Source organism: Hymenobacter humi (genome assembly GCF_042665855.1).
Taxonomy (GTDB): Bacteria; Bacteroidota; Bacteroidia; order Cytophagales; family Hymenobacteraceae; genus Hymenobacter; species Hymenobacter humi.
This window is the reverse complement of record NZ_JBHTEK010000001.1, coordinates 1172439-1190778: the sequence shown is the minus strand read 5'-3', so window position 1 is coordinate 1190778 and position 18340 is coordinate 1172439. Positions and strand designations below refer to the sequence as shown.

Here is an 18340-nt window from a genome sequence, read left to right as displayed (position 1 = left end):
TTTAAGCTATTAGCTAATAGCTGATGGCTGTTAGCTTTTGTAAGGGAAGCAAATTTACGGCTGCTGCTTTGGCCACCGGCAATAAAAAAACTCCTTCCGGCGGTACCGAAAGGAGTTTTCAAAAGCCAGCAGCTATCAGCCATGGGCTAACAGCTAAAAAGCCACTATTCTTTGTTGGCGCTGCTCTGCTCCTTCTTGGCATAGCGGCTGCGGAACTTCTCCACACGACCAGCCGTGTCGATGAACATGTTCTTGCCGGTGTAGAAGGGGTGCGAAGCGCTGCTTACTTCGATTTTCACCAGCGGATACGTTTTGCCGTCTTCCATCGTGATGGTGTCGGTCGGCTTCATCGTGGAGCGGGTGATGAACTTAAAATCCGAGGAAGTGTCCTGAAACACGACTTCCTGATACTCGGGGTGGGTCTCTTTTTTCATATCGGGGGCCAGTTTTACCAGTTGAACCCTGCCGATTTTGCGGAAGGGACTGCAAAAGTACGGCTTAGCTCGTAAATACCCAACTGTGTGCCCAATATTTTCCCGGCCCTGGGCCCTGCCGATGGGTGGGGATGAGCTTGTTGCCGCTCTGCAGCGGCTGTGCGATTAAATCGGTCCTACTTTGGACCTGGTCCGTCGCACTGGGCCCGTGAGCAGCCGGAAAGCTACCGGCCAACAGCACAAGCGGTACCTGATATGCTGGGCATACCAGCCCAAGGTCGTGTTTAAGCGAGGGGCCGGGCGGTTCTGTTTTTCGTGGCCTACTTGCAAGGCTGCTTCACAAAGCAGACGTCTTTGTTAACCTTTACTACGAACCCTTAATCAGTAAATATGTCGAGCAGCCAATCTTCTAACTCTGTCCTTAAGCTGTGCTTTGCGTCGAACAACGAGCACAAGCTCAGCGAAATCCGCCCATTGCTTCCTGAAGGCTTCACGCTGCTGAGCCTAGCAGATATCGGGTGCCAGGAAGAGCTTCCCGAAACCCAGGACACCCTGGAAGGCAACGCCCGCCAGAAGGCCGAATACGTACGCCAGCACTACGGCGTGGCCTGCTTTGCCGACGACACCGGCCTGGAAGTAACCGCGCTCAACGGCAAGCCAGGCGTGTACTCGGCCCGGTACGCCGGCCCGCAGCGGCTGGCCGAAGACAACGTAACGAAGCTGCTGCAGGAGCTGGCCGGCAAGTCCGACCGCTCGGCCCGGTTCCGCACAGTGGTGGCCCTGGCCGGAGCCGACGGCACCATGCACGAGTTTGCCGGCGAAGTGGCCGGGCACATTGCCGAGGAGCGGCGCGGCACGGGAGGCTTCGGCTACGACCCCGTGTTTGTGCCCACCGAGGGCGACGGCCGCACCTTTGCCGAAATGAGCGGCACCGAGAAAAACCGCATCAGCCACCGGGCTCGGGCAGTGGCGAGTTTGCTGGCGTTTCTGAATGCGGACGCTGTAGCGTTGTAGCCCGTCATGCCGAGCGCAGCCGAGGCATCTCGCCCGCGCCGTCTGTCATGCTGAGCTTGCGAAGCATTTTCTCATGGCTCAACGATTCGTTCCTCGGCGATAAGATGCTTCCTTCGTCAGCATGACAGACGACGCGAGCGAGATGCCTCGGCTGCGCTCGGCATGACCGTTATGGTAATTCTTCCTTCCTCATTCTTCATTCCTCATTAAGCGAAGCGTTACCTTTGCCTGCTATGCACACCCCTTATCTTATCGGCATCACCGGCGGCAGCGCTTCTGGCAAAACCACGTTTTTGCGTCGGCTGCTCGCGGCCTTTCCCGAAGACCAGATTTGTCTCATTTCCCAGGACAACTATTACCACCCCCGCGAGAAGCAGCTGCGCGACGACCAAGGGGTCGAAAACTTTGACCTGCCCGCCAGCATCGACGCCGTCGCCTACGCTGCCGACGTGCTGCGCATCAGCCAGGGCCAGGAGGTGCGGCGCAAGGAATACACCTTTAATAATGCCGCTGCGACGGCCAAGGAACTGGTGTTTCGGCCCGCGCCCATTGTGGTGGTCGAAGGCATCTTCGTGTTTCACTTCGAGGAAATTGCCAAACTGCTCGACCTCAAGGTGTACATCGATGCCCAGGAACACGTGAAGCTGCACCGCCGCATCATCCGCGACCGCGACGAGCGGGGCTACGACCTGGCCGATGTGCTTTACCGCTACACCCACCACGTGGCGCCTACCTACGAGCAGTTCATCGCCCCTTATAAGCACTACGCCGACATCGTCATCCCCAACAACCGCCACTTCGAAAAAGGCTTGGAGGTGCTGGTGGGCTTCCTGCAATCCAAAGTTGTGGCCGAGAAATAAGCAGCCGTTGGCAATGCGCTACACAAGAGGCTCTGGTCGCTCAGGTAGCGGCCGGAGCCTTTTCTTTGGCCCCTGCCCCTACAAAGCCACGTCCTTCCCAACCACCTATGTATAGCAAAGCAGAAGTAACCCGCCTGCGCCAAGCGTTCTGGACGGCCTTCGGGCAGTACATGGCCCCGGTGCCCTCGGCCGAGGGCGAAACGACCAACTGGATAAACTATAAAACCGGCATCAAGCAGCTGTATTTCCGGATGCAGGCCGACAACCGCCGCGCCACCATCGCCATTGAGCTGCACCATCCCGACGCGGGCATCCGGGAGCTGTTTTTTGAGCAATTCGTTGAGCTGAAAACGCTGCTCCACGAGGTCCTGGGCGAGGAATGGACCTGGGAGCCCGACGCCGTAGACGCCCAGGGCCAGCCCTACAGCCGCATTTATCTTGAGCCTGAGTCCGGTCAACCTGTTCAGCCGGGACGACTGGCCGGCGCTGATTTCGTTTTTCAAGCCCCGGATTATTGCCCTGGATGCCTTCTGGGCCGATGCGCAATACACGTTTGAAGCCCTAAAATAGGGCCTCAGCACGACGCCTAGGGCTTTATCGTCCTGCTTGCCAACATCCCCGGCAAAAGATTATCTTTGCAGCCCCCGTTCGTACCCATGCTGGCCCTGCTCCCTCGTTTTTGGTTTTCGCTTCGCTTCGCGCTGCTCGCCGCCTCGGTGCTGCTGGTGCTTGGGCTAAACCAGCGCGCGGTGAGTGTTCTGCGCTTGCCGGTGGGCAAGGGAGACACCCGCCTGGCCGCGCCGCCCAAGGCGACGGTGGTCAAGCAGAAAGTATTGCTGGAAGCCACTGCCTCGTTGGAGCACTTTGTGGCGCCTCCCCTGGTGGCCTGGCTGCCGGCGGCGGTGCCGGCCGTGTGGCTGCCCGCTTTGCGCCGGGCGCTGGCAGTACCGCGCCTCCACGCCGGCGTGCGCGCGGGCGAGGTCTTTCGGGCGCGGCTGCTGGCCGTGGCGCTTTCGCCGCAGGCTCCATAATGAAGTGTTGAGTTTTGAGGGTTGGCTGTTGAATGCGTTTTTGCCGAAGGGCGGAGGGCTTACGCAACACTCAACCCTTTCCGCTTCGCTTATTCTCCGCTTTCAACTCCGGGAATTCAACCCTCAACATTTAACATTCAACACTTCTAAAATGCGTAACAAAGGATTAATCATCGCCCTCACCGTCGTCGTGACGGCGCTGTGCGCGTACTTTCTGTTCTTCACCTACGTCTCGCGCGGGGTGCAGCAGAAAGCAGTGGCCTACGCCACGCGCAACGGCAAACTCGACGAGTCGGCCCGCCAGCACTACCTCGATTCCGTGTGGCGTGCGCCGGTCTTCGGCCCGTTCACCTACCGCGAGGTGCGCCAGAGCGAGCTCGGCCTCGGCCTCGACCTGAAAGGCGGCATGCACGTGACGCTGGAAGTTTCGCCGGTGGAAATCGTGCGCGCCATGAGCGGCAACAGCAAAGACCCCGCCTTCAACAAGGCCCTGGAGCAAGCCCAGGAAGCCCAGAAGACCAACTCGGGCACGCCCTTCACGGCGCTGTTTGCCCAGTCCTGGCAGCAGACCTCGGGCGGCAAGCCCTTGGCTACCGTCTTCGCCAACACCACCAACAAGAGCCGCAACATCGACATCAACTCCTCGAACGAGAAGGTGATTGGGGCGATTAACAAAGAAGTAGAAGAGGCCATCGACCGCTCGTTCAACATCCTGCGGACCCGCGTCGATAAGTTCGGCGTGAACCAGCCCAGCATCCAGCGCGTGAAAGGCACCGGCCGTCTCCAGATTGAGCTGCCCGGCGTCGACAACCCCGACCGCGTACGCAAACTGCTGCAAGGCCAGGCCAAGCTCGAGTTCTGGGAAGTATGGAACCAGAACGAAGTGGGCCCTACCTCGTGCAGGCTCGACCAGCAGCTCGCCGCCAAGGACGCCGCCAAATCGGCCCCGGCTACCGCTGCTGCCGACACTTCGAAGGCCGTAGCCGGCACCGCCGCTAAAGGCGACACCACCTCGCTGGCCTCCCAGCTCGCCAAGAAAACCAAAGATGCCGCCGCTGATTCGGCTGCCACTTCTACCAAAGGCGGCCAGCCTGGCGCGCCTATTCACCATGCCCGGCCGCCTGGGCGTGAACCTGCGCGACACCGCCCAGATGAACCGCATCCTGCGCAGCCAGGAGGCCAAGGCCGTACTGCCCCCACCCTGGCCCTGCTCTGGAGCCTGAAGCCCACCACCATCGACAAGCAGGAGTACCTGGAGCTGATTCCGGTGCGCAAAACCCGCGACGGCGTACCTCCCCTGAGCGGCGAAGCCATCAGCGACGCACGCTCCGACATTGGCGCCAACGGCCAGCCCGAAGTGCTGATGAGCATGACCCCTGCCGGCTCGCGCAAGTGGGCTAAAATGACGGCTGCTAACGTGGGCCGCCAGGTGGCCATGGTGCTCGACGACTACGTGTGCTCGGCCCCGGTAGTACAGGGCGAGATTACGGGCGGCGGCACCAGCATCACGGGCAGCTTCGCCATCGAAGACACCCAGGACCTGGCCAACCAGGCTCAAGGCTGGTAAACTGCCCGCTCCCACGCGCATCGTCGAAGAAGCTGTGGTAGGTCCTTCGCTGGGCAGAGAAGCCATCAACCAGGGCCTGTACTCGTCGCTGGCCGGCGTGGTGATTATCATGATTTTCATGGCCCTGTACTACGGCCGTGCCGGCATCGTGGCCGACGTGGCCCTGCTGTTCAACATCTTCCTGATTTTGGGCGTTTTGGCTCAATTCGGCACTGCCCTCACCCTGCCCGGCATTGCCGGCCTGATTCTGGTAATGGGTACGTCGGTGGATGCTAACGTACTGATTTTCGAACGTATTCGAGAGGAACTGGACCACGGCCTGAGCCTGCCGGACGCCATCAACAAAGGCTACTCGCGCGCTTTCTCGGCCATTTTCGACTCGAACGTGACCACCATGCTGATTGCCGTGATTCTCGGCTTCTTCGGCACGGGCCCGGTGCAGAGCTTTGCCATCACGCTCGGCATTGGCGTGCTCACCTCGTTCCTGTCGGCCGTGTTCGTGTCGCGCCTCATCATCGAGTGGATGGTGAAGGGCAACGAGAACCACCCGATGACGTTCAGCACGTCGATTTCGCGCCACCTGTTCAAGAACCTGAACTTCGACATCGTGGGCAAGCGCAAGCTCGCCTATACTTTCTCGACGGTCTTCATCGTCATCGGCTTCGCGCTGATGGCCTACCAGGGTGGTCCCAACCTGGGCGTGGACTTCAAGGGCGGCCGCGCCTACGTGGTCGACTTCAACAAAACCATGGTTGCTTCCGATGTGGCGGACAAAATCCGCCCCGTATTTGAAGGTGCTGGCCTCGAGGTGAAGCAGTACGGCTCACCCGACCGCCTGCGCATCACCACCGGCTACCTGGCTGAGGATGAAAGCGCAGTTGCTGACAACAAAGTGGTGAGCGCCCTTAACAAAGGTCTGCAAGCCTACAGCGCCGACGCCCCGGTTATCAAGTCGACCTCGAAAGTAGGCGCTACCATCGCCGACGACATCAAGCGGACCTCCGTGCTTTCTTTGGGTCTCACACTGCTCGGCATCTTCGTGTACGTCTTGTTCCGCTTCGAAAAGTGGCAGTACTCGATGGCTGCGGTAGTGGCTTTGTTCCACGATGCCCTCCTGGTGATTGCAGCTTTCCCGATTGCCCGTCTGTTCGGTTTGAACTACGAAATGGACCAGATTTTCGTGGCTGCTCTGCTCACGGTTATCGGCTTCTCGATGAACGACACCGTGGTTATCTACGACCGTATCCGGGAGTACCTGCGCGAGAACCCCAAGCTGACCTTCGCCCAGGTGGTGAACCCGGCCCTGAACTCGACCTTCTCGCGCACCATGATTACGTTCACGACTGTATTCCTGGTGGTGTTCGTGATGTACGTTTTCGGCGGCGAAACTCTGCGTTCGTTCTCCTTCGCCATGATTATCGGCATCATCTTCGGCACGTACTCGTCGCTGTTCATCGCCACCCCGATTATCCTGGACACCTACGGCAAGAAGGAAGAGCGGGAGCGCCGCGCCGCTGGCGAGGACGTAACCAGCGTAACCGGCGATGCCCCCAAGTTGAGCCAGGCCAACGTGTAATAACTCTGCTGACGCAACCAGCGTAGCGCTTGTAAAAAAGCCCGGCCGTGCGGTCGGGCTTTTTTATATCTGAATCCAGGCACGGAAAAACGTCATGCCGATTGCAGCGAAGCATCTTTACCACGAGTAATGAATGCCACCAAGAAGCAGTAAAGATGCTTCGCTATGCTCGGCATGACGTTTCACTACTATTCAACGCGCCAAGCTGGAGTTTCTGAGAGTCTTGTACTCCTGTTCAGCAAAAAGACCCGGCTCTGTACAGAGCCGGGTCTTTTGCATTTTACACTTGCTGAGCGGAGGCCCGGCAGACTGCTTTACTAACGGTAAGACTACACCGTAATGCCTTCGGCAACGACGCTTTGCACTTCGGGCACCATGCGCTTGAGCAGGTTTTCGATGCCGGACTTGAGCGTAACCGTGGCCGAAGGGCAGCCCGAGCACGAACCCTGCAGGTTCACGGTCACGATGCCTTCGTGGTAGCTTTTGAAGGTGATGTTGCCACCGTCCTGCTCCACGGCGGGGCGCACGTAGTTGTCGAGCAGGTCAATAACCTTCTGGGCAATCTGGCCTTCCTGCTGGGTGGGGTCGCCGGCGGTGGCAGCCTGAGCGGCCTTTTGCTCGGCGGCCGGGTCAACCAGGAAAATGGGGCCACCGGCCTCCACGTAGCTCTTCAGGAACTGGCGCAGCTCGGGGATGAGCTGGGTCCAGGCCATCTCGGGCCGGGTTTTGGTGATGGTCACGAAGTTCTGGGCGATGAACACACGGCCCACGTAGTCGAAATTGAACAGCTCCTGCGCCAAAGGCGAGTTGGCCGCGGCTTCCACGTTGGGATAATCCACGCTGACGCCATCGGCCAGCAGGTTAGAGTTCAGGACAAACTTCATGCTCTCCGGGTTGGGAGAAGCTTCGGCATAAATAGAAACAGCAGACATGGCTTGGGGCTTAAAATCAAGAGGGAGAAGTCGCAACACTTGCGACATCTAAGATACAACCGCATCGAGGCGGTAGAGGTTGCAAATGTACCTACATCGATTGACTTGTCAGGCAGCGCGAAGCCTCACTCACGCCGGAACCTCACCCCCGGCCCCTCTCCAAAAGAGAGGGGAGCCACGGCGGCTCAAGAACTGTTTGAAATAGAAAGTCCCAGCTCAATCTTGAGCCGGGACTTTTTCATTGGATGAATGTCAGGCTCCCCTCTCTTTTGGAGAGGGGCCGGGGGTGAGGTTCTACCCGAGGTAAAGCGCCCCATTTACAACTGGTTGGCGCGGGCCCGAAGCAGCAAATCGGCCAGTACCAGGCTGGGTCATGGCTTCCACGATGGGCACGGCGCGGGGCAGTACGCAGGGGTCGTGCCGGCCGCGGCCCACCAGCGTGATGGCCTCGCCCTGGTCGTTGATGGTCTGCTGGGGCTGCAGCAGCGTGGCTACCGGCTTGAAGGCCACCCGAAAGTTGATGTCCTGGCCGTTGCTGATGCCGCCCTGGCTGCCGCCGCTGTGGTTGGTGCGGGTGCGCACGGCTCCGGATTCGTCGGTGTAAAACTCGTCGTTGTGCACCGACCCGGGCAGGCGCGTGCCGGCAAAGCCGGAGCCGAACTCAAAGCCTTTCACGGCATTGATGCTGAGCAGGGCGTGGCCCAGCACGGCCGGTAGTTTATCAAACACCGGCTCGCCCAGGCCTGCGGGCACGTGCCGGGCCACCCCCGTAATAACGCCGCCCACGGTGTCGTGCGCCGCTTGGGCTTCGCGGATGCGCGCTTCCATCCGCACGGCAGTTTCCGGGTGCGGGCAGCGCACGGGGTTGGTGTCGATGAGGCTCAAATCCAGCTCCTGATATTCTAGGGGCACTTCGACTTCGCCCACAGCGATACGTACGCCACGGTGTCGACCCCGAAATGCGCCAGGAGCTGCGCGGCTACGGCGCCAGCGGCGACGCGCGCGGCCGTTTCGCGAGCCGAGCCTGCGGCCGCCGCCGCGGTGGTCGCGCCGGCCGTACTTGGCATCGTAGGTGTAGTCGGCGTGGCTGGGGCGGTAGGCGTGGGCAATATGGGAGTAGTCGTCGGAGCGCTGGTCGGCGTTGGGAATGAACAGGCTGATGGGCGTGCCAGTGGTAAAGCCTTCGAACAAGCCCGACTGGATTTGCACGGTGTCGGCCTCTTTGCGCGGGGTGGTCAGGTCCGACTGGCCGGGACGGCGCCGGTCGAGGGCCGCCTGAATCTGGGCCGCGTCCACGGCCACTCCGGCCGGGCAGCCGTCGATGATGACGCCGATGCCCGCCCCGTGCGACTCGCCGAAGGTGGTGATGCGAAACAGGGTGCCGAAGGTATTGGACATGGAAACGAAGAAAAAGCGGTGCTCGGGCGAAATCGCGACACAAAGGTCGGCACGCCGCCGGGCTTATTCCTTCATCCGGCCCAACTCAAACCTCAATAATGCTAGCGCTGGCGGCCGGCGCGCCACCAGCCAAAGGCGGCCACGCCCACCAGTCCCACCAGCAGCCAGTTGGCGTAGCGCCGCACGTCGCGGTATACATCCAACGACTGCACCGTGGTGGTGGCATCGGCCAGGGCGGGCCCGTAAAACGGGTCTTCTTCCGGCTTGGGCAGCGGCGCGGCCACGGCTACATCGCCGCGTACCCTGGGCCGGATTTCGGGCCGCAGGGTATCGTAGCGGGCGGTAGCGGGGTTGAATACAATGAGTTGCAGGAGGCTGTCGAGCGGGATGGTGCCGGGCCGGCTGGCTACCAGCCGGTAGCGGAACAGCTTGCGCCCGCCGCCCGGGGTGGGTTCCTGGCGCACTTCCGGCCCGTACACTTCGAGCCCGGGCCATGCCGCAAACGCCGGGGCCAGAAGGGCCGATAAATTGCCGCGCCCCTCCACCCCAAACGTGTATGCAAACGACTGTCCCACCCGGAAGCTGGTGCGGCTAACCGCCTCTCGCAATTTATAGCTGCCTACCGGCGCTGCTACCCCCGCCAGCGGGTGCGCTGGCATGGGCCGTACCTGCACGGTAGTGCCCGTCGAGATGTAGGTTTTGTAGCCCGCCAAGCGGTTATCCTGACCAGCCTCTGGGGCTTTCAGGAACTTATACTTGACCATGGTCAGGGCCAGGGGCGAGAAGTGCAGGGGCTGGGTGGTGAGGGGGTAGTACACGTATTCGGCCAGCCGGAAGCGCAGGTACAGCTGGCCTTTACTGCGCACGGTGTCGGGCGTGACGCTGGGCTCAGGGCCGGGCTCCTGCCACGCCGTGGCTTGGTGCAGCTGCCGAATCAGGGGCGGGAGCCTGGGCTTCGAAATCGTAAAAACCCAGCATGGCCTGGTCGGCCGGCGTGAGGTAGAAATAAAGCCCCACGCGCACGCCTTCGCCCACAAAGACACTGGCCCGGTCGGCCGTCACGGCAAGGAAAGCGCGGTCGGGCAGTTCCTGGTAGAGGGCGGGCTTGGGCCTGCCAAACAGCTTGTCGAGGTCGCCCACGGCCTGGAGCGGAGCTGTGGGATTGGCCGGCTTGGTAAGCGCGGCCGGGTTGGGCTGCGGCGTAACCGGCGGGGGCACGGCTGGGTTGGCGGGCGGCGTGGCGGGCGTGCTCGCGGGCGGGTTAGCCGCTACCGGCGCGCCGGGCTCGGCGGCCGGGGCCGCAGCGGGCTGGGTGCCCGGCGCGGCGGCCGGTGGCGTGGCCGGCTGGCCGGCCACCGTCGGCGCCGGAGTCACCCGCACGGTGCCGCCCCGGCTGCGCACTAACACTCCGTTCACGTTGAGCTGAAACGGTTTGATAACGTACTCGCCCTCGCCGTACGGCAGGTAGCGCTGCAAAATGGTGAGGGTGGTGAAGCGGCGGCCTTGCACAATGCGTGTGGTGGTGGTGCTGGTCTTGCCGATTTTTTTGAAGCCTTCCAGCTCCGGAAACTCCGAATACTTTTCCAGCGGCCCGCCGCGCAGCCGGAACCCCAGCGTGAACACGCCCGTGACGGGCACTGTGCCCGGGCCCGGCACCAGCGCCACATCGGCGGCAGTGGTTGAGCTGGGCCTGGGTTTTGGGGCGGCCGTGGTTTTCGGTGGAAGCGCCGGCGCAGCGGTGCCCGGCTTGGGCTGGGGGGCCTGAATGGTAGTAGCCGGTTGGGGTTGGACTACAGGAATCTCGGGGTTGGCCTTGGACGGAGCGCTCGGGGCCGCTGTGCCAGCGGCGGGCGGCGCGGCGGGCTGGGGAGTGGGCTGCGCGCTGGCCACGCCGGTTCCCAGCCAACCGATTAGCAGCACTGCCCACCCAAAATACTTTCCCATAATCAACGGCTCGTTACTGGCCCCTAAAAGTAGGTTTAAACGCCGGAATCTAATTTTTCCAGGAGAATTGCAATTACCACGCACTCCAATAAATAGGGGATTTGTTAAAAAAATCGCACCCGGCTAAATCCTTGGTTGCAAGTATTACCGTATCTGCCTTCAAATACCTCCAACCGTTCTGGTTTCCCCTTTAAAAAACGGGCCTCTGGCACCGGCTGGAATCCTATTGCCTACCCCCTAAGCTTTCAATTTTCACCTAACCGTTCCCTTCCCATGTCCGACAACCTTCAGCCCCGTGGCTCCGACGACGCTTCGTTCGCCCAGCCGCTGTACACGCCCATCAAGCGTCGTTCTTTCTTCATGTATGCTGGTGCCACGGCCGGTGCTACCGCCCTTGTGCTGGCCGGTTGCTCGAAGGACGAGGACAACACCCCCACCAATAATGGCATCAGCCTGGGTTCGGGCGATGTAGGCGTGCTCAACTACGCTTATGCCCTCGAGCAGGCTCGAGGCCGCGTTTTATGCCCAGGTAGTGAAGACGCCCGCTACCGACTTCAAGGCCGGCGAGCTGGCTTACTTCCAGCAGGTAGCGGCCCACGAAGCCATTCACCGCGACTTCTTTAAGGCGGCCCTGACCAACGTGGCCAAGGTGACCCCGCTGCAGGATTTGACCCCCAATTTCAGCACCATCACCTTCACTTCGCGCGACAGCGTGCTCGGCACTGCCAAGGCTTTCGAAGACCTCGGCGTAGCGGCCTACAACGGCGCGGGCAAACTGCTCAAAACGCCCGACTTCTTGGTGCTGGCCGGCAAAATCGTGTCCGTCGAAGCCCGCCATGCCGCCCTTATCCGCGATTTGATTACCCCGGCTCGTTTGCAGCCGACGACCAGGTCGACGCTTCGGGCCTCGATAAGGCCATGACGCCGGCCGAGGTACTCGCCATTGCCGGCAAGTACATCACCCAGACGCTGGATGCCAGCAACGTCGGTAAATAACTCTTTCCACTTCGTAAATACCTTTTGTTATGAACTTCTTCAAGATTATCGAACAACTCGCCGAAGTGGACAGCGACGCACTGGGCCGCTTCGACTCGCGCCGCGCCGTGTTCCAGTCGCTCGGCACCCTGGCCAAGCGCACGGCCCTGGCGACCACGCCTGTGTTGCTGGGCAGCATGTTCCAGAAAGCCTACGCCGGCACCAATGCCGACACCCCCATTCAGATTCTGAACTACGCCCTGACCCTGGAGCTGCTGGAAGCCGACTTCTACCGTCAGTTTATTGCTGCAGGAACGGCCACCGGCGCTGCTGCCGCGGCCATCGCTCAAATCAAGAAGCATGAGGACGCCCACGCGGCCCTGCTTACCAACGTAGTGAAAGCCCTCGGCGGCACGCCGGTTACGGGCACCAAGTTCAAAGCTTCGGCCTTCCCGGCGGCTTATGCCGACCAACTGGTAGTGGCTCAAGTACTGGAAGACACCGGCGTGCGGGCTTACAAAGGCCGCGCCGCCGAGCTGACCGGTACTGCCGACCAGAACATTGCCGGCATCGGCAACGTGAACCTGCTGACCGTGGCCCTGCAAATCCACTCGGTGGAAGCCCGCCACGCCGCCCACATTCGCTACATGCGCGGTAAAAATGCCTGGGTTACCACCGGCGAAGATGTGTCGACCAATGCCGCCTACACCGGTGCCATCCCGGAGAGCAACGTCACGCAGGCTGGTTTCGACCTGCGGACGGCCCTTGGCACGACTTATACTGCTGCCGACGTGGCTGCTTCGTTCGACGAGCCCCTCACCCCTGCCGAAGTGCTCGACATGAGCCGCGCCGGGGGCCTGGTTGCCTAGTCTTACCAACGACTTCACACTAATGAAAAAGCCGGTTCCGCCCACGCGGAGCCGGCTTTTGCCGTTTTGGCTCAACTGAACATTCACTACCTCACTTGTTAAGCCTTCCCTTTTCCACCGCCTGGTGAGAAAAAGCAACCATCGGCGCAGGGCGAGTATCTTTGCCGTGGGCCGCGTTTGGGTGGCCGCGCCGCATTTTTGATAACTGATTTGACTACTCAATTCCCTCAAGGGCCCGCCGCCCTGGCGCGCCGCTCGTTTCTGCGCGTGGCGGGTGCCTCTGCTGCCACGGTGGGGCTGGTATTGGCCGGCTGCGGCAAAGACAATACCCCTACCGCCACTAACCCGAATGCGCTTTTGCTGGGCAAGGACGACCCCGGCGTGCTGAACTACCTCTACCTGCAGAAGCAGCTCGCGGCGGCTTTCTATCAGAAAGTAAGTGACGCGGCGCCCTCGGATTTTTCGGCAAGCGAAAAAGCCTTCTTCACCGACCTGCGCGACCACGAGCTCACGCACCGCGAAGCCCTGCGCAACGCCCTGGGCACCGGCGCTTACGACACCTCGCTGGCCACGCCGCTGGTGTTCGACTTTTCTACCCTTGCCCTCACCACTCGTACCGGGGTGCTGGCCGCGGCCCAGCAGTTTGAGGACTTGAGCGTGGCCGCCTATGCCGGCGCGCTGCCGCTGCTCACCACCACCAGCACGGTGGCCCTGCTGGCCAAAATAGCGTCGGTAGAAGCCCGGCACTCCGCCTTTGTCCGCGACCTGCGCACGCCCGGCTCCTTTGCCGGCGACGACGTGGTAATCAGCGCCGACTCCCTGCAAAGCGTGAGCGTGGCCAAAACGCCGGCCCAGGTAGTGGCCGACACCAAGGCCTATTTTCTACCCATCGTGATATCCACCGATTCGCTGCCTACGGCGTAAGCGCTTCCTATTGCCTGTCTTCGCATGAATCTTCTTTCGCTCCTCGACCGCCTCAGCGCCGTTGACGCTCCTTCCGATGCCGCGCCGCGCCGCCGCCTGCTCGGCCAGCTTGGGCAGGCCGGCGTTCGGGCCGCTGCCGTGGCCTTGCCCGTGGCCCTGGCGTTGCCCGCCCAGGCCACCATCCGCGCCACCACGCTCGACGCCTTGCTGCTCCTGCTCAAGCTGGAGGACTTGCTCGCTGCTTTCTACACCCAGGGCCTGGCCGGTGTGCTGAGCAATGCCGCCCAGACGGCCGTACGGCCCGACTTTGAACGGCTGCTCCGCCAGCAGCAGGGCCACGCCCAGTTCCTGCGCACCACTGTGCAGAACGCCGGCCTCACGCCGCCCACGGCCCCGAGCTTCGACTTCAGCGGCCGCAGAAACAACTCGGGCAGCCCGGTGCTGTTTCCGAACGTGATGACCGATTACGACGCCTTTCTGCAGCTCGCCCAGCAGCTGGAAGACGCCAGCGCCGGCATCTACCTGGGCCAGGCGCCCAATTTTGCCGGCGAGAAGAAGCTGTTCGCTGCCATTCTGCGCATGCAAACCGTGGAAGCGCGCCACGCTTCGCACATCCGCACGCTGCGCCGCACGGCCCCACGGCCGCCGCGGTAAAAAGCTGGCCCAGCAAATCCGACCCCGCGCCTACCGCTGCCATCCTGGTGCCCAACCCGGACGGTAGCACCGCCCCGGTTTCCCTTTACACCATCGAAGCCAACGAAGTACAGGTGACCACGGGCACTACCACCATCCCCTTTGCTACCCTGCTCACTGGTCCCACGGCGGTGCAGACGGGTGCCGTGGCCGAGGCCTTCGACGAGCCCCTGCCCACGGCCCAGGCTACGGCTCTGCTTAATATATTCGGCTAAGCATATAAAATTTTGGCATTTGATGGAAAAGGAGCGGCTCAGGCTGCTCCTTTTGCGTATCCGGGCCACTTACGGGGGCAATTGGGCACTTCCTCTTGCGCTACCCTGTTCCTATTTTGTATCTTTATTAACGGGTGTTAACCAAGCTCTTCCGTAGGGAACGGCCACCACCTGCCTACACTTATTATTCCTACCCGTACGCCTGATGCTATGCTAGACTACGTGAAAATGATTCTGCTGAAAGTGAGCTTCAACAAGGCGCTGTTCGAAAAGGAGCTGCGCAAATCGCTGAAAATGCTGATGCCGGCCGAAGTGCCGGATTTCCGTAGCTGGTGCTACCAGCAGTTTGCCCGCGTGTACCGCAAAGTGCTCAAGCGCGTGTTTGGCAGCCTCGATGAGTCGAACCTCGCAGTTGGGATTGGGTAGTCGGTAAGATGTTGCTTTGCGATGGCCAGGGGTTAGCCCAAGCGGTGCTCCTGGCCCGGGCCGGCTATTCGCCGTCGAGCACAAACTTAATGTTGCGTTTCAGCCCCTCGTAGCCCGTGCGCTTCACGGCCGACTGGCGAAACAGCTCCGTAAATAATTCGTGGGTGATTTCGCGCCAGTCGCCGGGCGTCAGGTCTTTCAGGCCGGGCGCGGGGTTGAACTGCGGTTCGTTGTGTGGCTGCGAAAAGCGGTTCCAGGGGCACACATCCTGGCAGATGTCGCAGCCGAATACCCAGTTGCCGAACTGCCCGCTTACTTCCGTCGGAATCTGGTCTTTCAGCTCAATGGTGAAGTAGCTGATGCACTTGCTGCCGTCTACCACGTAGGGCTCGGTGATGGCCTGCGTGGGGCAGGCGTCGAGGCATTTGGTGCAGGTGCCGCAGTAGTCCCGGATGGGGCCGTCGGCGGGCAGGGCCACGTCCACAATCAGCTCGGCGATGAAGTAGAACGAGCCGGTGCCGGGCGTGATGAGGTTGGAATTTTTGCCCACCCAGCCCAGGCCGCTTTTTTAGCCCAGGCCTTGTCGAGCACCGGCGCCGAATCGACGAAGCACCGCCCGCCGATGGCCCCGATTTCGGCTTCCATGTCGGCCAGCAGCGTCTTGAGCTTGTCTTTGATGACGAAGTGGTAGTCGCGGCCGTAGGCGTACTTGCTGATTTTGAGTGTATCGTCGGGCTGCTGGTCTTCGGGCGCGGGGTAGTAGTTGAGCAGCAACGAAATCACCGATTGGGCACCGTCCACGAGCAGGCGCGGGTCGAGGCGCTTGTCGAAGTGGTTTTCCATGTAGCCCATGCGCCCGTTCATGCGCTTGGTGAGCCAGGTTTCCAGGCGCGGGGCTTCCTCTTCCAAAAACTCCGCCTTGGAAATGCCGCAGGCCATAAAGCCGAGCTCGGCCGCGCGGCGCTTGATAAAAGGGGCCCACTCAGACTGGGGAAGCATTGGCAAAAGGGAAATGGGCTGCAAAGAAACAAGAAACGCGCCGCTGGGGGCGGCGCGTTCCGTTTTAACTGTAGCGTGGACTCTGCGAGTCCGCGCATCGATGAGGCAAACGCGCGGACTCGCAGAGTCCACGCTACAGACTTACGACGTAATCTCGGCAAACAGGTCGCCGTTGTTGCCGCGCAGGTGCTGGGGCAGCAGGCGGCCCAGGTGCTGGTAAGCAGCCTCGGTGGCTTCACGGCCGCGCGAGGTGCGCTTGATGTAGCCTTCCTGAATCAGGAACGGCTCGTACACTTCCTCGATGGTTTCGCCTTCCTCGCCGCAGGCCGTGGCGATGGTGCTGATACCCACCGGACCGCCCTTGAACTTGTCGATGATGGTGGTCAGGATGCGCTTGTCCATGTCGTCGAGGCCGCGGGCGTCCACGTCGAGCGCGTTCAAAGCAAATTGAGCTATTTCCACCGTGATGGTGCCGTCGCCTTTAATCTGGGCGAAGTCGCGGGTACGGCGCAGCAGGTTGTTGGCAATACGCGGAGTGCCGCGCGAACGCCGGGCAATTTCGAAGGCCGCGTCCTCGTGAATGGGCGTGCCCAGAATCTCAGCCGAGCGCTGCACGATGGTGGTGAGCAGCTTGGAGTCGTAGTACTCGAGCCGCGACGAGATGCCAAAACGAGCCCGCAGCGGCGCCGTGAGCATGCCCGAGCGCGTGGTAGCGCCCACCAGCGTGAAGGGCGACAGCGAAATCTGCACCGAGCGAGCATTCGGACCCGAGTCAAGCATGATGTCGATGCGGTAGTCCTCCATGGCCGAGTACAGGTACTCTTCCACCACGGGGTTGAGCCGGTGGATTTCGTCGATGAACAGCACGTCGTGCGGCTCAAGATTGGTGAGCAGGCCGGCCAGGTCGCTCGGCTTGTCGAGCACCGGGCCCGAGGTCATCTTGATGCCCGAGCCCGCTCGTTGGCGATGATGTGCGAGAGCGTGGTTTTTCCCAGGCCGGGAGGGCCGTGCAGCAGCACGTGGTCGAGGGCGTCGCCGCGCTGCTTGGCGGCGGCCACGAACACCTTCAGGTTTTCCAGAATCTTTTCCTGGCCCGTGAAGTCGTCGAACGACAGCGGCCGCAGGGCTTTGTCGATGTCCTTATCGGTGGCGTCGAAATTTTCGGTGCCACCTGTGAGATAAGCTTCGCGCATAATGATAATTGCTAAATTTATTGGTTGCCGCTTGCTAAGCTTATGAGTAACCGAGTTGCAGGCAAAAAGCTCCTTTATGAGGCAAAAATTGTCTGTCATCCTGAGCTTGCGAAGGACCTTATCACGCCAGAGCAATTCGCAGTAAGGACCGTGAAATACTGGCAACCGTTCTGCGGTGATAAGGTCTTTCGCAAGCTCAGGATGACAGATGGTGCCCAACTTTCCCCTATTCGTGCAGCAGCACTTCAATATCGAGGTGCAACCAGTCCGATTCCCATGATTTATGGTTGAGCCGGGCCGAGATGTTTTTGCCGGCGTCGAGCAGGCGCGCTACGGTTTCGTTGCGGCCTTCCGGCAGGTAGCCCAGCCATACGTTGGCGGGGTCGGTGGCGGGGGCGGTGTGCACCTGCACGGCCCAGTCGTCGTACTTGTTGCCAGGCTCTCGGCTCAATTGCAAAGCTTGGCCTACGCTCAGGCTGGGCTCGTACTGCACGAGGTTGTTGCGGTGCGAGGTACCGGCCACAAGGCATTCGAGCAGCACGAGGGGTTCAGAATCGGTAGCGATTTTCATCATGCGGCCAAATTACGGCATGAGCGGCGGGTTTAGCTTCTATCCGATGTTATTCCACACCCTTCTGCAATGTCGCCTTGCGATACCAAGCAGCACCGGAATTTTCGTACACATACATTTCCCAGCCATCCTCTGTGCTGGCGACAATGAGCGCCTTTCGGTGGTTTAGTGAAAACAAGCCGCCGCCTAATCCATGCACGCGACGGCTGCCGTAGCGCTGCTGCAAAATGTCCGGGGCCCGCCAGTCGAGCCGTTTTTGCAATGCCAGGATGGTATCCAGTGCCAGTATCTTAACCCCGGCATGTGTTATTTCCGCCTGCTTGAGCGAAAAATGCCGGGCCATGGGTATCTGGTGCCGCATGTAGTCTATATCGGCCTCGGTAAAGTATTGCAATAGCGCGTCCCATTCGGGCGTACCGCGGGGATTTTCCACGAATTGTCCGGAGGCCCATCCGTAATTCAGCCGGTCGAGCAGTAGCAACGGCTCGTTATTATCGACCGGCCGGGGCCTGATTGTCTGGTAATTCCCATTGGCTCCCCTTATCACCATTGGATTGGTTTGCGGATGCAAATCCATCAGTACACCGTTGACCAGTTGGTACGTCAGCTTCTCAAGTGTCGGCTGCGGCTGCGCCAGGCACTGCCGAAAGCCACAAAGAAATACCAATAGGGAAACAAGGATAATTCGCACAGCAAAAAGCTATATAAGCAAATAAGCC

General features: G+C 60.9%; 20 protein-coding genes and 3 pseudogenes. 14 read left to right on the top strand and 9 right to left on the bottom strand.

Going from position 1 to position 18340, the window contains the following annotated elements; genetic code table 11:
• Positions 1-164 precede the first annotated feature (164 nt).
• Positions 165-434 carry a type B 50S ribosomal protein L31 gene (locus tag ACFQT0_RS06725; RefSeq protein WP_035557454.1) on the bottom strand — a complete coding sequence of 90 codons (270 nt, stop codon included), beginning with the start codon at positions 432-434 and terminating at the stop codon, positions 165-167.
• 390 nt (positions 435-824) lie between these two features.
• Between ACFQT0_RS06725 and rdgB the strand changes: the two genes are divergently transcribed.
• From rdgB to secF, 7 genes and pseudogenes are all read left to right on the top strand, one after another.
• Positions 825-1448 carry an RdgB/HAM1 family non-canonical purine NTP pyrophosphatase gene (rdgB, locus tag ACFQT0_RS06720; RefSeq protein WP_380201437.1) on the top strand — a complete coding sequence of 208 codons (624 nt, stop codon included), beginning with the start codon at positions 825-827 and terminating at the stop codon, positions 1446-1448.
• A 233-nt stretch (positions 1449-1681) separates the two neighbouring features.
• Positions 1682-2308, top strand: a complete 627-nt coding sequence (locus ACFQT0_RS06715; RefSeq protein WP_380201435.1) for a uridine kinase family protein — start codon at positions 1682-1684, stop codon at positions 2306-2308.
• 107 nt (positions 2309-2415) lie between these two features.
• Positions 2416-2691, top strand: a pseudogene (locus ACFQT0_RS06710) (DUF4268 domain-containing protein); the annotation flags it as partial.
• Positions 2692-2746: 55 nt separating this feature from the next.
• Entirely contained in the window at positions 2747-2878 is a 132-nt protein-coding gene (locus tag ACFQT0_RS06705) for a hypothetical protein (protein ID WP_380201433.1), read from the top strand.
• Positions 2879-2964: 86 nt separating this feature from the next.
• Positions 2965-3339, top strand: a complete 375-nt coding sequence (locus ACFQT0_RS06700; protein WP_380201431.1) for a hypothetical protein — start codon at positions 2965-2967, stop codon at positions 3337-3339.
• A 151-nt stretch (positions 3340-3490) separates the two neighbouring features.
• Entirely contained in the window at positions 3491-4906 is a 1416-nt protein-coding gene (locus tag ACFQT0_RS06695) for a SecDF P1 head subdomain-containing protein (protein WP_380201429.1), read from the top strand.
• A gap of 34 nt (positions 4907-4940) precedes the next feature.
• Positions 4941-6482, top strand: coding sequence for a protein translocase subunit SecF (gene secF, locus ACFQT0_RS06690; RefSeq protein WP_380201427.1), 1542 nt, complete (start codon positions 4941-4943; stop codon positions 6480-6482).
• Between the two features lie 329 nt (positions 6483-6811).
• On the opposite strand, the gene ACFQT0_RS06685 is transcribed toward secF, so the two are convergent.
• The 4 genes from ACFQT0_RS06685 to ACFQT0_RS06670 form a co-directional block, all read right to left on the bottom strand.
• Positions 6812-7414 (bottom strand): NifU family protein, encoded by a 603-nt coding sequence (locus ACFQT0_RS06685; RefSeq protein ID WP_380201425.1) that lies wholly within the window; start codon positions 7412-7414, stop codon positions 6812-6814.
• Between the two features lie 294 nt (positions 7415-7708).
• Positions 7709-8812: a chorismate synthase gene (aroC, locus tag ACFQT0_RS06680; protein ID WP_380201423.1), complete on the bottom strand. Its 1104-nt coding sequence runs from the start codon at positions 8810-8812 to the stop codon at positions 7709-7711.
• Between the two features lie 101 nt (positions 8813-8913).
• Positions 8914-9678 (bottom strand): BatD family protein, encoded by a 765-nt coding sequence (locus tag ACFQT0_RS06675; RefSeq protein WP_380201421.1) that lies wholly within the window; start codon positions 9676-9678, stop codon positions 8914-8916.
• 22 nt (positions 9679-9700) lie between these two features.
• A complete protein-coding gene (locus ACFQT0_RS06670; RefSeq protein ID WP_380201419.1) occupies positions 9701-10732 on the bottom strand; it encodes a hypothetical protein in 1032 nt (343 codons plus the stop codon).
• A gap of 297 nt (positions 10733-11029) precedes the next feature.
• Here ACFQT0_RS06670 and ACFQT0_RS06665 point away from each other — a divergent pair, with 297 nt between their 5' ends.
• From ACFQT0_RS06665 to ACFQT0_RS06635, 7 genes are all read left to right on the top strand, one after another.
• A complete protein-coding gene (locus ACFQT0_RS06665; protein WP_380201417.1) occupies positions 11030-11380 on the top strand; it encodes a hypothetical protein in 351 nt (116 codons plus the stop codon).
• Positions 11289-11678 (top strand): ferritin-like domain-containing protein, encoded by a 390-nt coding sequence (locus tag ACFQT0_RS06660; RefSeq protein WP_380201415.1) that lies wholly within the window; start codon positions 11289-11291, stop codon positions 11676-11678. Before ACFQT0_RS06665 ends, ACFQT0_RS06660 begins: the two co-directional genes overlap by 92 nt.
• 103 nt (positions 11679-11781) lie before the next feature.
• Positions 11782-12600 (top strand): ferritin-like domain-containing protein, encoded by an 819-nt coding sequence (locus tag ACFQT0_RS06655; RefSeq protein ID WP_380201414.1) that lies wholly within the window; start codon positions 11782-11784, stop codon positions 12598-12600.
• Between the two features lie 210 nt (positions 12601-12810).
• On the top strand, positions 12811-13524 hold the full coding sequence (locus tag ACFQT0_RS06650; protein WP_380201412.1) for a ferritin-like domain-containing protein: 714 nt from the start codon (positions 12811-12813) through the stop codon (positions 13522-13524).
• A 24-nt stretch (positions 13525-13548) separates the two neighbouring features.
• Entirely contained in the window at positions 13549-14178 is a 630-nt protein-coding gene (locus ACFQT0_RS06645) for a ferritin-like domain-containing protein (protein WP_380201410.1), read from the top strand.
• A gap of 47 nt (positions 14179-14225) precedes the next feature.
• Positions 14226-14432 (top strand): hypothetical protein, encoded by a 207-nt coding sequence (locus tag ACFQT0_RS06640; protein ID WP_380201408.1) that lies wholly within the window; start codon positions 14226-14228, stop codon positions 14430-14432.
• Positions 14433-14642: 210 nt separating this feature from the next.
• Positions 14643-14858 (top strand): hypothetical protein, encoded by a 216-nt coding sequence (locus ACFQT0_RS06635; RefSeq protein ID WP_380201406.1) that lies wholly within the window; start codon positions 14643-14645, stop codon positions 14856-14858.
• A gap of 64 nt (positions 14859-14922) precedes the next feature.
• Here the strand turns inward: ACFQT0_RS06635 and queG are convergent.
• The 4 genes and pseudogenes from queG to ACFQT0_RS06615 form a co-directional block, all read right to left on the bottom strand.
• Positions 14923-15857: pseudogene (gene queG / locus ACFQT0_RS06630) on the bottom strand (tRNA epoxyqueuosine(34) reductase QueG).
• A gap of 141 nt (positions 15858-15998) precedes the next feature.
• Positions 15999-17050 (bottom strand): annotated as a pseudogene (ruvB, locus tag ACFQT0_RS06625) (Holliday junction branch migration DNA helicase RuvB).
• Between the two features lie 226 nt (positions 17051-17276).
• On the bottom strand, positions 17277-17624 hold the full coding sequence (locus ACFQT0_RS06620) for an HIRAN domain-containing protein (protein WP_380201404.1): 348 nt from the start codon (positions 17622-17624) through the stop codon (positions 17277-17279).
• 46 nt (positions 17625-17670) lie between these two features.
• Complete coding sequence (locus ACFQT0_RS06615) at positions 17671-18312, bottom strand: hypothetical protein (RefSeq protein WP_380201402.1); 642 nt, start codon at positions 18310-18312, stop codon at positions 17671-17673.
• Positions 18313-18340: the final 28 nt, after the last annotated feature.